This is a genomic window from Brevundimonas sp. (assembly GCF_032107865.1).
Classification (GTDB): Bacteria; Pseudomonadota; Alphaproteobacteria; order Caulobacterales; family Caulobacteraceae; genus Brevundimonas.
Genome location: NZ_DAMCNG010000045.1, coordinates 1 through 12,851, shown reverse-complemented (window position 1 = coordinate 12,851; position 12,851 = coordinate 1). Strand labels below are relative to the sequence as shown.

At 65.2% G+C, this 12,851-nt stretch carries 6 protein-coding genes; 3 read left to right on the top strand and 3 right to left on the bottom strand.

Translation table 11 applies throughout. From position 1 onward, the window contains the following. Nucleotides 1-67: 67 nt before the first annotated feature. Nucleotides 68-2,017, bottom strand: coding sequence for a M61 family metallopeptidase (locus tag RT567_RS06145; RefSeq protein WP_409516152.1), 1,950 nt, complete (start codon nucleotides 2,015-2,017; stop codon nucleotides 68-70). Between the two features lie 184 nt (nucleotides 2,018-2,201). On the opposite strand from RT567_RS06145, the gene RT567_RS06140 reads away from it, so the two are divergent. Continuing rightward, nucleotides 2,202-3,143: a DUF2268 domain-containing putative Zn-dependent protease gene (locus tag RT567_RS06140; RefSeq protein WP_313575051.1), complete on the top strand. Its 942-nt coding sequence runs from the start codon at nucleotides 2,202-2,204 to the stop codon at nucleotides 3,141-3,143. Here RT567_RS06140 and RT567_RS06135 read toward each other — a convergent pair. Continuing rightward, complete coding sequence (locus RT567_RS06135) at nucleotides 3,140-3,667, bottom strand: FKBP-type peptidyl-prolyl cis-trans isomerase (RefSeq protein ID WP_313575049.1); 528 nt, start codon at nucleotides 3,665-3,667, stop codon at nucleotides 3,140-3,142. The two genes, RT567_RS06140 and RT567_RS06135, sit on opposite strands and share 4 nt — an antisense overlap. Before the next feature lie 321 nt (nucleotides 3,668-3,988). Here RT567_RS06135 and rpoB point away from each other — a divergent pair, with 321 nt between their 5' ends. Further along, nucleotides 3,989-8,104 carry a DNA-directed RNA polymerase subunit beta gene (rpoB, locus tag RT567_RS06130; RefSeq protein WP_313575047.1) on the top strand — a complete coding sequence of 1,372 codons (4,116 nt, stop codon included), beginning with the start codon at nucleotides 3,989-3,991 and terminating at the stop codon, nucleotides 8,102-8,104. Nucleotides 8,105-8,203: 99 nt separating this feature from the next. Then, nucleotides 8,204-12,397 (top strand): DNA-directed RNA polymerase subunit beta', encoded by a 4,194-nt coding sequence (rpoC, locus tag RT567_RS06125; protein WP_313575045.1) that lies wholly within the window; start codon nucleotides 8,204-8,206, stop codon nucleotides 12,395-12,397. Between the two features lie 130 nt (nucleotides 12,398-12,527). Here the strand turns inward: rpoC and RT567_RS06120 are convergent. Beyond that, on the bottom strand, nucleotides 12,528-12,851 hold a 324-nt coding region (locus RT567_RS06120; protein WP_313575043.1), incomplete at its 5' end, for a hypothetical protein.

The window sequence follows — 12,851 nt, the reverse complement described above, 5'->3', positions numbered from 1 at the left end:
CCTCATCCGTCTCGCTTCGCGAGCCACCTTCTCCCCCGAGGGGAGAAGGCAGGGTTGGCGGTGTTTTCTAGCGACGACGCGGGCTCAGTATGTCGCCCAGCCGGTCGGGCGTACCCTCGATCCGCTCCAGGTGCGGGTAGCGCAGGCCGTCATGATAGTCGAAGCGCACCGTCTTGAAGCGATCGCCGTTCTTGAGGATCAGCTCGATCGGGTCGGTCGATCCCTTGGCGGCGGTGACGGCGTCCTTGAGCACGTCAGCCGAGGCGGCGCGGCCGCCGACGGCGACGACTTCCCAACCTGAGGTCAGCCCCTGCTCGAACGCCGGGCCGCCCCACAGGACGGAGGTGATCCGGTTCGACCCGTTCATCATGAAGCCGAGCGAATAGGTGAAGTCGTTGCGGCCCAGCTCTTTATAAAGGGCGCCCATGTAGCCGGACGGCTCTTCCTTGAAGACCAGGCGGTAGCCGCCGCGCTCGAAGCCGTCCAGCGGCCCGCGCGAGTCGGGGCCGACCGCGTCCAGTCGCTCGCGCAGGAAGGCGGCCCAATCGTTCGACTGCACCCCGTTCAGGGTCGAGGCCACGTCGGCGAAGGTGTAGGGGGCCGGATCCCAGTTCCCATCCTCGACGCCGAAGAAGGCCTTGGCGAAGTCGTCCAGCGACTTCTTCCCGCCCGTGCGCTCGCGGATCAGGGTGTCGGCGTCCAGCCAGATCAGCGCGCCTTCGCGATAATAGTCCTCGCTGCGCTGATAGCTGCTCCAGGGCTGCGGGCGGCGCTGGCTGATGATGGGGTCGTTGGTGGTGTCCTGCATGGCGCGCCACTGGCGGCCGGGGATGTGCTGGAAGCTGGCGGCGCTCATGGCCAGGACGTCCAGCGCCTGCTGCTTGGACATCAATCCGGCGCGGGCGGTCAGGACCAGGCCCCAGTACTGCGTCTGGCCCTCATAGACCCACATCAGGGAGTTCTGCAGCGGCTCGTTCAGATTGGGCGTCAGCTGATCGGCCGGACGGCGCCATTTGCCGTTCCAGCTGTGGGTGTATTCGTGGCCCAGCAGGTCGCGGTCGGCCAGGGTGCCCTCGCGGTCGGTGAAATACTTCACATCGACGCTGTTCTCGGACGAGCGGTGGTGTTCCAGCCCGATACCGCCCAGCTTGTCCGTCACGGCCAGCAGGAAGTCGTAGTGGTTGAAGTGGCGCGCGCCGAACAGGCGGTCGGCCTGCTGGACCAGGTTGCGGTGCAGTTGGACGTGCTCGTCGCTGGCCTCCAGCATCTTGGCCGTGTCAGCCACGACGTTGAGGCGGACCGGCGAGCGGCCGCCCGGATCGAGGTCGATCTGGCGATAGTGGGCGCCGGCGAAGACGGGACTGTCGGCCAGATGCTCCAGCGTGATGGGGGCGAAGGTCGCCAGACCGTTCTCGAAGCTGACGGTGTCGAGGGCCACGCCGTAGTTCCAGCCCTGGGGCAGCTTCAGCGTCGGCTGGAAGGTGATCTGGCGTGAATAATAGCCCGCCGGATACAGCAGGGCCTTCTCCCACTGGATGTTCAGCATCTCGGGCGTAACGACGACGCGGCCCTGATTGCCCTCGATCGGCGTCAGCCACTGGAAGGCGGCCTCGACCTCGGTCACGCCGGACGGAACCTCGATCTGATAGGCCCAGGGCTGGACGGTGTTGCGCACCCATTCCAGCCGCCGCCCCTCGGCGGTGAAGGTCAGGCCGCCGACGTTGGCGACGGGGCCGACCGGGCCGTGGTTGCCGGGAATCCATTGCGGATAGAAGAGGACCAGAGGGCCAGGGCCGCTGACCGGAATGGTCTGGCGCACCTGGATCAGGCGGCGGTCGATGTCGGTGGCGTCGACGTCCAGCTTGATGACGCCGGGATAGGCCTCGTCCTTGGCCGGGGGGATCGGCGCCAGGGCGACGGGCAGGGCGGGCGTACCCACTTGAGCCAAAGCGGCGCCGGCGCTGAACAGCAAGGCGGACGCGCAGGCGGTGACAAGCAGACGGGTGGCGGGACGCATCATCAGGGGGCTTTCCGGCAAGGCGGCGAGGACGCAGCAGATCACTGTGCGTCGCGGCTATGGTCAAGCCCGAGGTGGGCGGATGAATTCGCCGTCATGTTTGGGTCGCCTGCGCGGAGGCGGATTTCATCGGCTGCGGCGGCGTACTAGCCTGCCAGCGGCATCACAAGGCGAGGGAGATCACATGGACGGGAAGTGGATTTTGGCGAGTGTCGCCGCAGGGCTGGCGATCTCGGCGTCGTCGTTGACCGTTGCGGCCCAGGCGCAGACGTCCGATCGCGCCAGCCATGAGCCAGTGATCGAGACCGGAGACGTCGACCGCTTTTATGCGCTTTACGACAGCGCTGCCGGACGGCCGACCGCCGAGCAGCTTCAGGCCTATCTGGATGGCGGCTCCACCGGTCTGACGCACCTGGCGAAGGTGCGCAGGGTGACGGGCGCGAGGATGGCGGACGCCATGGCCGCCCGGCCTGAAATCTATGTCGAGGCGCGGGCCTGCGCCGACCACCTGCCGCGCGTCCGTGCGCGGGTCGCCGAGGGGCTGGCCCGCTTCATTGATGAATATCCCGAGGCGCAGTTTCCTTCAGCGACTTTTGTGATCGGTCGCGGCCGCCCTGTCGCAGTCGGCAGTCCGGTGGACGGAATCCAGGTGGGGCTGGAAGCGCTCTGCGCCACCGACTTCATCAATCCCGACATCGAGGACCGCTTTGTCGGCGTTCTGATCCACGAGTATGTCCATACCCAGCAGGCGCCGGAGCTTACCGAAAAGGAGCAGTACACGGTTCTGGAGGTGTCGCTGGCCGAGGGCGTCGCCGAGTTCGTGACCGAACTGCTGATGGGCGCGCCGGCCTATACCTATCTCGAGCCGCAGACGCGCGGTCGTGAACTCGAGATCGAGACCGCCTTCCTCGCCGATATCGACAAGACCGACCTGAAGGACTGGGTCTATAATTCCACGCCGGAGAAGCCTGGCGATCTGGGCTACTGGGCCGGTTATCGCATCGCCAAGGCCTACTATCGCCGCGCGCCGGACAAGAAGGCGGCGCTGCAGGCGATATTGCAGATGACGGACGCCAGGACCTTCCTTGCCGAGAGCGGCTGGAGGCCGGGCATGAACCTAGACTAGCGGTCCGGGTTCACTTCCAGCAGTTCGACGGTGAAGCGCAGGGCCGAGTTGGCGGGAATCTCGGTTCCCATCCAGCGCGGGCCGTAGGCCAGGTCGGCGGGGATGACGAACTCATAGGTTTCGCCTTCGCGCATCAGGGCGACGCCCTCGGTCCAGCCCTTGATGACGCGGTTCAGCGGAAAGCTGGCCGGTTCGTTGCGCGAATAGGAGCTGTCGAACTCGCGTCCGTCGATGAAGGTGCCGCGATAGTGGACCTTGACCGTGTCGGTCGCAGTGGGTTGCGCGCCCTCGGGGTTGGCCTTGCTGACGAGGCGATATTGCAGGCCGGACTCGGTCGAGGTCCAGCCGCGACGCTGGCTGTTCCACATTAGATAGGCGGCTTGGCCGACTTCCCAGTTCTCCTGGGTCGCGGGGCCGACCGCCTCTCGCAGGCCGGGATAGCCGACATCCGGCGTCGAGGCGCAGGCGACCAGAGACAGGGACAGCGATAGGGCGGCGAGAACGGGCAGGGCGATGTGCTTCATAAGGCTAGGCTTATCACGCTGATTGAAACTGTCACCTAGCCGCGTGAGGGGTCTTTATTTCGCCCAAGAAGGGCGTATATATGCGCGTTCGCAGATTCCCTGAATCCCGCGCGAAAGCGCCGAGGCCCGGTTTGTCGCCCTCCGACCGGTGCGAAGGCGTCGCCCCTCCCCAAGGGGGCGGATACATCCAGGCGTCCTGATCCGCATGCGGGTCGAGGGTGGACGCCGAGAGACATTTAACGGTCACGGATCGCCGATCGGCGCGCCGTGGCTGCTGCATTGAGAGCGGGCCTCGCAAGGGGCCGCGATTGGGAAAACAGAATGGCCAAGTCCACCGACGGTCTCGCCTTGGGTAAGATCGCTGCCGCCACGTCGTTTACCGGCAAGAAGCGCATTCGCTATAGCTTCGGGCGCATCCCAGAAGCCGTGCAGATGCCGAACCTGATCGAGGTTCAGCGCGCTTCCTATGAGCAGTTCCTGCAGCGCGAGTCGCGCCCCGGTCTGCGCAACGACGAGGGCATCGAGGCGGTCTTCAAGTCGGTCTTCCCGATCAAGGACTTCAACGAACGCGCCGTCCTGGAATACGTCTCCTACGAGTTTGAAGACCCGAAGTACGACGTCGAAGAATGCATTCAGCGCGACATGACCTATGCCGCGCCGCTGAAGGTCAAGCTGCGCCTGATCGTCTTTGAGACCGAGGAAGAAACGGGCGCCCGTTCGGTCAAGGACATCAAGGAGCAGGACGTCTACATGGGCGATATCCCGCTCATGACGGACAAGGGCACCTTCATCGTCAACGGCACCGAGCGCGTGATCGTCTCGCAGATGCACCGTTCGCCGGGCGTCTTCTTCGACCACGACAAGGGCAAGACCCACTCGTCGGGCAAGCTGCTGTTCGCCGCCCGCGTGATCCCGTATCGTGGCTCGTGGCTGGACTTCGAGTTCGACGCCAAGGACATCGTCTTCGTCCGTATCGACCGTCGTCGTAAGCTGCCGGCTTCGACCTTCCTGCTGGCTCTCGGCATGGACGGCGAGGAAATCCTCAAGACCTTCTACGAGACCGTCCCCTACGAGAAGCGCGGCGAAGGCTGGGTCACCCCCTACAAGCCGGAACGCTGGCGCGGCGTGAAGCCGGAGTTCGACCTGGTCGACGCCGACACCGGCGAAGTGGTCGCCCCGGCCGGCCAGAAGATCAGCGCCCGCGCCGCCAAGAAGCTGGCCGACGGCGGTCTGAAGTCGCTGTCGCTGGCGGCTGACGCCCTGCTGACCAAGTATCTGGCCGCTGACGCTGTCAACTTCGAGACCGGCGAAATCTACGCCGAGGCGGGCGACGAGCTGGACGCCGCCTCGATCGAGCTGCTGGAAGCCAACGGCTTCACCACCATCGACGTGCTGGACATCGACCACGTCACGGTGGGCGCCTACATGCGCAACACCCTGCGCGTGGACAAGAACACGGGCCGCGAGGACGCGCTGTTCGACGTCTATCGCGTCATGCGCCCGGGCGAGCCGCCGACGCCGGAAGCCGCCGAGGCCATGTTCAACTCGCTGTTCTTCGACGCCGAGCGCTACGACCTGTCGGCCGTTGGTCGCGTGAAGATGAACATGCGTCTGGAAACCCCCGAGGTTTCCGACGAAATCCGCGTCCTGCAAAAGGACGACGTGCTGAAGGTGCTGCAGATCCTGGTCGGCCTGAAGGACGGCCGCGGCGAGATCGACGACATCGACAACCTGGGCAACCGTCGCGTGCGTTCGGTCGGCGAGCTGCTGGAAAACCAGTACCGCGTCGGTCTGCTGCGCATGGAGCGCGCCATCAAGGAGCGCATGAGCTCGGTCGATATCGACACGGTCATGCCGCACGACCTGATCAACGCCAAACCGGCCGCGGCTGCTGTGCGTGAATTCTTCGGCTCGTCGCAGCTGTCGCAGTTCATGGACCAGACGAACCCGCTGTCGGAGATCACCCACAAGCGTCGCCTTTCGGCGCTTGGCCCGGGCGGTCTGACCCGTGAGCGCGCCGGCTTTGAAGTCCGCGACGTGCACCCGACGCACTATGGCCGCATCTGCCCGATCGAAACGCCGGAAGGCCCGAACATCGGTCTGATCAACTCGCTGGCCACCCACGCCCGCGTCAACAAGTACGGCTTCATTGAAAGCCCGTACCGTCGCGTGGTTGACGGCAAGGCGACGGAAGAGGTGGTCTACATCTCGGCCATGGAAGAGGCGAAGCACGTCATCGCCCAGGCCAACATCGACCTGAAGGACGGCGAGATCGTCGAGGAGCTGGTGCCGGGCCGTATCAACGGCGACTCCCAGCTGCTGACCAAGGAAACGGTCGACATGATGGACGTGTCGCCGAAACAGGTCGTTTCGGTCGCCGCCGCCCTGATCCCCTTCCTGGAAAACGACGACGCCAACCGCGCGCTGATGGGCGCCAACATGCAACGTCAGGCCGTACCTCTGGTGCAGTCGGACGCGCCGCTGGTCGGCACCGGCATGGAAGCGGTCGTGGCCGTGGACTCGGGCGCCGTGGTGATCGCCCGTCGTGACGGCGTGGTCGAGCAGATCGACGGCACCCGCATCGTGGTTCGCGCCACGGGCGACGTGGACGCCGGTCGTTCGGGCGTCGATATCTATCGCCTGTCGAAGTTCCAGCGTTCCAACCAGTCGACCTGCATCAACCAGCGCCCGATCGTGCGCGTTGGCGATGAAGTGAAGACCGGCGACGTGATCGCCGACGGTCCGTCGACGGACCTGGGCGAGCTGGCGCTGGGCCGCAACGTCCTGGTCGCCTACATGCCCTGGAACGGCTACAACTTCGAAGACTCGATCCTGATCTCCGAGCGCATCGTGCGCGACGACATCTTCACCTCGATCCACCTCGAAGAGTTCGAGGTCATGGCCCGCGACACCAAGCTGGGTCCGGAAGAGATCACCCGCGACATCCCGAACGTCGGCGAGGAAGCCCTGCGCAACCTCGACGAGGCGGGCATCGTGGCCATCGGCGCCGAAGTCCAGCCGGGCGACATCCTGGTCGGCAAGGTGACGCCGAAGGGCGAAAGCCCGATGACTCCGGAAGAGAAGCTGCTGCGTGCCATCTTCGGCGAGAAGGCTTCGGACGTGCGCGACACCTCGCTGCGTCTGCCGCCGGGCGTCGCCGGCACCATCGTCGACGTGCGCGTGTTCAACCGCCACGGCATCGACAAGGACGAGCGCGCCATGGCCATCGAGCGCGCCGAGATCGAACGTCTGGGCAAGGACCGTGACGACGAGCTCAAGATCCTTGAGCGCAACGTCTACGGCCGCGTGAAGCCGCTGCTGCTCGGCAAGACCGCCGTGTCCGGCCCGAAGGGCATGGGCCGCGGCGAGGTCACCGAAGAGAAGCTGGCCGAAGTGTCCAAGGGCCTGTGGTGGCAGGTCGCCCTCGACGACGAGAAGGCGATGGGCGAGCTGGAGGCCATGAAGAAGCAGTTCGAGGACGCCCGTAAGGCCCTCGATCGTCGCTTCGAAGACAAGGTCGAGAAGCTGCAGCGCGGCGACGAGATGCCGCCTGGCGTCATGAAGATGGTCAAGGTCTTCGTGGCCGTGAAGCGCAAGCTGCAGCCGGGCGACAAGATGGCCGGCCGTCACGGCAACAAGGGCGTCATCTCCAAGATCCTGCCGATCGAGGACATGCCGCACCTGGACGACGGCACCCACGTCGACATCGTTCTGAACCCGCTGGGCGTGCCGTCGCGCATGAACATCGGCCAGATCTTCGAAACCCACCTGGGTTGGGCCGCCGCTGGCCTGGGCAAGCAGATCAAGGGCTTGCTCGAGCAGTGGATGGACGGCGGTCTGCGCGACGCCCTGGTGTCGCGTCTGACCCAGATCTACGGCGCCGACACCCCGCTGCCGCAGAGCGACGAAGAGCTGATCGAACTGGCTCAGAACCTGTCGAAGGGCGTTCCGTTCGCGACCCCGGTCTTCGACGGCGCGCGCATCTCGGACATCGAGGATCTGCTGGAATCGGCGGACCTGGATCGTTCGGGTCAGTCGATCCTGTTCGACGGCCAGACGGGCGAGCAGTTCAAGCGTCCGGTCACGGTCGGCTATGTGTACATGCTCAAGCTGCACCACCTGGTCGACGACAAGATCCACGCCCGCTCGATCGGCCCGTACTCGCTCGTCACCCAGCAGCCGCTGGGCGGTAAGGCGCAGTTCGGCGGTCAGCGCTTCGGGGAAATGGAGGTCTGGGCTCTGGAAGCTTACGGCGCCGCCTACACCCTGCAGGAAATGCTGACGGTGAAGTCGGACGACGTGGCCGGCCGGACCAAGGTCTACGAGGCCATCGTCCGTGGCGACGACAGCTTCGAGGCCGGCATCCCCGAGTCCTTCAACGTGCTGGTGAAGGAAATGCGCTCGCTGGGCCTGAACGTGGAGCTGGAAAACAGCTGATCGGATCAAGCGCCCTTCCTCGCCTCGGCGGGGGAGGGCGGTCCGCCTGTTCTCCTCTCTGAATGATTTTCGCGGGGCATTCCCGCAGAAGGAATAAAGATGAACCAGGAAGTCCTGAACATCTTCAACCCGGTCCCGGTCACCCCGACCTTCGACCAGATCAAGATCGCCCTGGCCTCGCCGGAGAAGATCCGGTCGTGGTCGTTCGGCGAGATCAAGAAGCCGGAAACCATCAACTACCGCACGTTCAAGCCTGAGCGTGACGGCCTGTTCTGCGCCCGTATCTTTGGCCCGACCAAGGACTACGAATGCCTGTGCGGCAAGTACAAGCGCATGAAGTACAAGGGCATCATCTGCGAGAAGTGCGGCGTTGAAGTCACGCTGGCTCGCGTTCGCCGCGAGCGCATGGGTCACATCGACCTGGCCGCTCCGGTCGCCCACATCTGGTTCCTGAAGTCGCTGCCGTCGCGCATCTCGCTGATGCTGGACATGGCGCTGAAGGACGTTGAGCGCGTCCTGTACTTCGAGAACTACATCGTCACCGAGCCGGGCCTGACCCCGCTGAAGCAGAACCAGCTGCTGACGGAAGACGAATTCTATCACTATCAGGAAGAGTTCGGCGACGACGGCTTCACCGCCGAGATCGGCGCCGAGGCGGTCCGCAACCTGCTGATGGCGATCGACCTGAACGCCGAGGCCGAGAAGCACCGCGCCGAACTGGCCGACAGCCCGTCGGAGCTGAAGGCCAAGAAGGCCTCCAAGCGTCTGAAGCTGATGGAAGCCTTCATCGAGTCGGGCAACAAGCCCGAGTGGATGATCCTGACCATCGTGCCAGTCATCCCGCCGGAACTGCGTCCGCTGGTGCCGCTGGACGGCGGCCGCTTCGCGACGTCGGACCTGAACGACCTATATCGCCGGGTCATCAACCGGAACAACCGCCTGAAGCGCCTGATCGAACTGCGCGCGCCGGACATCATCATCCGCAACGAAAAGCGGATGCTGCAGGAGTCGGTCGACGCCCTGTTCGACAACGGCCGTCGCGGTCGCGTGATCACGGGCGCCAACAAGCGTCCGCTGAAGTCGCTGGCCGACATGCTGAAGGGCAAGCAGGGTCGCTTCCGTCAGAACCTGCTGGGCAAGCGCGTCGACTACTCGGGCCGTTCGGTCATCACCGTGGGCCCCGAGCTGAAGCTGCACGAGTGCGGCCTGCCCAAGAAGATGGCGCTGGAGCTGTTCAAGCCGTTCATCTACGCGCGTCTGGACGCCAAGGGCCTGTCGGGTACCGTCAAGCAGTCCAAGCGCATGGTCGAGCGCGAGCAGCCCGCCGTCTGGGACATCCTGGACGAGGTCATCCGCGAGCACCCGGTTCTGCTGAACCGCGCGCCGACGCTTCACCGTCTGGGCATCCAGGCGTTCGAGCCCAAGCTGATCGAGGGTAAGGCAATCCGCCTGCACCCGCTGGTCTGTACGGCGTTCAACGCTGACTTCGACGGCGACCAGATGGCCGTGCACGTCCCGCTGAGCCTCGAGGCCCAGCTGGAAGCGCGCGTGCTGATGATGTCGACGAACAACATCCTGTCGCCCGCCAACGGCAAGCCGATCATCGTGCCGTCGCAGGACATCGTCCTGGGTCTGTACTACCTGTCGCTGGTCAAGGAGAACCAGCCGGGCGAAGGCAAGCTGTTCGCCAACATGGGCGAGATCGACGCGGCGCTGGACGCCCAGGTCGTCAAGCTGCACACCAAGATCAAGGCACGCTGGACCGAGATGAACTCGGACGGCGAAGTCGTGACCAAGGTGATCGACACGACGCCGGGCCGGATGAAGCTGGGCGCTCTGCTGCCGCTGAACCCGAACATCGGCTACCGCCTGCTCGAGAAGAACCTGACCAAGAAGGAAATCGGCAACCTGATCGATCAGGTCTACCGTCACTGCGGTCAGAAGGCGACGGTCATCTTCGCCGACCAGATGATGCAGATGGGCTTCCGCGAAGCGGCCAAGGCCGGCATCTCGGTGGGCAAGGACGACATCGTCATCCCGGCCAAGAAGGAACAGCTGGTCAACGAAACCCGCACCCAGGTCGAAGAGTACGAGCAGCAATATGCTGACGGCCTCATCACCAAGGGCGAGAAGTACAACAAGGTCGTCGACGCCTGGGCCAAGGCCACGGACAAGATCGCCGACGAGATGATGGGCGAAATCGCTCAGCCCCGCGTCCTGATCAAGGGCCAGGAGCCCGACATCAACTCGGTCTTCATGATGGCCAACTCGGGCGCTCGTGGCTCGCAGGCTCAGATGAAGCAACTGGGCGGCATGCGCGGCCTGATGGCCAAGCCTTCGGGCGAGATCATCGAGACGCCGATCATCTCGAACTTCAAGGAAGGCCTGACCGTCCTTGAGTACTTCAACTCCACCCACGGCGCCCGTAAGGGCCTGGCCGACACCGCGCTGAAGACCGCCAACTCGGGTTACCTGACCCGTCGTCTGGTGGACGTGGCGCAGGACTCCATCGTCACCGAGGAAGACTGCGGCTCGACGCGCGGCATCACCCTGCGCGCCGTGGTCGAAGGCGGCGACGTGCTGGTCTCGCTGGGCCAACGTGTCCTGGGTCGCTATGCGGCCGAGGACATCAAGGAGCCGGGCGGCGAAGTCTTGTTCCCTGCGGACACCTATCTGCAGGAAGAGGAAGTCGAGCTGATCGACAAGGTCGGCGTCCAGTCCATCAAGGTCCGTTCGGCCCTGACGTGTGAAGCCGACGCCGGCATCTGCGGCATGTGCTACGGCCGTGACCTGGCGCGCGGCACCAACGTCAACATCGGCGAAGCGGTCGGCGTCATCGCCGCCCAGTCGATCGGCGAGCCGGGCACCCAGCTGACGATGCGTACCTTCCACATCGGCGGTACGGCCCAGGTGGCGGAAACCTCGTTCTTCGAGGCGACCAACGCCGGCATCATCAAGGTCGTCGGCCCGACCGTTATCGCCGCCCACGGCGATCCGGTGTCCATGAGCCGCAACGTCGTGGTCACCGTGACCGTCGACGGCAAGGACCGCGAGTCCTACAAGGTGCCTTACGGCGCGCGCCTGCGCGTCAAGGACGGCGGCGAGGTGATCAAGAACCAGCGCCTGGCCGAGTGGGATCCCTACACCACCCCGATCCTGACGGAAGTCGGCGGCGTGGTGCGCTTCGAAGACCTGGTCGAAGGCCTGTCGGTCAAGGAAGAGACCGACGAAGCCACCGGCATCGCCCAGCGCGTCGTGTCGGACTGGCGGGCCAGCCCGCGCGGTTCGGACCTGCGTCCGGCCGTCGGCGTGACCCAGGGCGACAGCTACGCCAAGCTGTCGAGCGGTTCTGACGCGCGTTACCTGCTGCCCGTGGGCGCCATCCTATCGGTGGCGAACGGCGATGAGGTCAAGCCGGGCGACATCGTCGCTCGTATCCCGACCGAAGGCGCCAAGACCCGCGACATCACCGGCGGTCTGCCGCGCGTGGCCGAACTGTTCGAAGCCCGTCGTCCGAAGGACTGCGCGGTCATCGCCGAGATGGACGGTCGCGTCGAATTCGGTCGCGACTACAAGAACAAGCGCCGCATCAAGATCACCCCGGAAGTCGATGCAGACGGCAACCAGGGCGAAGCGGTCGAGTTCCTGATCCCGAAGGGCAAACACATCTCCGTCCACGACGGCGATCTGATCCAGAAGGGCGACTACATCATCGACGGCAACCCGGATCCGCACGATCTACTGCGCATCCAGGGCGTCGAGGCGCTGGCCGAGTATCTGGTGAACGAAGTGCAGGAGGTCTACCGACTGCAGGGCGTGCCGATCAACGACAAGCACATCGAAGTCATCGTCCGTCAGATGCTGCAGAAGGTCGAAGTCATCGACTCCGGCGAAACCACCCTGATCCGTGGCGACACGGTGGAAGTGGCTGAAGCGGCTCTGGAGAACGCCAAGGTCGAGAAGCGCGGCGGCCGTCTGGCCATCACGCAGCCGGTCCTGCTGGGCATCACCAAGGCGTCGCTGCAGACCCGCAGCTTCATCTCGGCGGCGTCCTTCCAGGAAACCACGCGCGTCCTCACCGAGGCTTCGGTCCACGGCAAGAAGGACATGCTGGAAGGCCTGAAGGAGAACGTGATCGTGGGTCGTCTGATCCCGGCGGGCACGGGCTCCTACCTGCGCAGCCTGCAGAAGATCGCCAACGAGCGTGACGCTGAGCTGACCCAGGCCCGCGAAGATGCGGTCGAGCCGCTTCCCGCGGATCTGGCCCTGGAACTGGAACAGTCGGCCGACTGATCCGGGTCTCGGACCTGAAAGACTGAAGAGGGCGGCGTCGAAAGGCGCCGCCCTTTTTGTTTGGCCTACCCGCTGTGCGCTGCTTGAGGCCGTTGGGCGTGCGCGAACTGAAGGGGCATGCGCCGAAAGCCTACTGGGGTCGCATCGGTTCGCGCGGTCCGGCGGCGCCGGGCGTCATCGGGCGGCCGGAGGCCGGGGCGCCGTCACGACTGGTCTGGACGTTGCGGTTGGAGTCCATCTGCATCGAGGAATCCAGGTGCGCGCCCGCGCAGCCCGTGCCGAAATTGGAGCCGGGGCAGTCCTGGGGCGCCAGAACGCCGACGCCGCCGCTGAGCGGGCGTCGTTGGGCCTCGTATCGCTGCATCTCGCGCGCGCCTTCGCGGGCGAAGCGGGCGTCGCGTCCGGCGTTGCCGGAGCCGGTGATGCGGCCGTTCTCTGCGCCCTGCGCCGCGCG

Bases quoted from the DNA above. Each gene is read 5' to 3' on its own strand.
- RT567_RS06135 (WP_313575049.1), bottom strand. From the start codon at position 3,667: ATGAAGCACATCGCCCTGCCCGTTCTCGCCGCCCTATCGCTGTCCCTG.
- rpoB (WP_313575047.1), top strand. From the start codon at position 3,989: ATGGCCAAGTCCACCGACGGTCTCGCCTTGGGTAAGATCGCTGCCGCC.
- rpoC (WP_313575045.1), top strand. From the start codon at position 8,204: ATGAACCAGGAAGTCCTGAACATCTTCAACCCGGTCCCGGTCACCCCG.
- RT567_RS06140 (WP_313575051.1), top strand. From the start codon at position 2,202: ATGGACGGGAAGTGGATTTTGGCGAGTGTCGCCGCAGGGCTGGCGATC.
- RT567_RS06145 (WP_409516152.1), bottom strand. From the start codon at position 2,017: ATGCGTCCCGCCACCCGTCTGCTTGTCACCGCCTGCGCGTCCGCCTTG.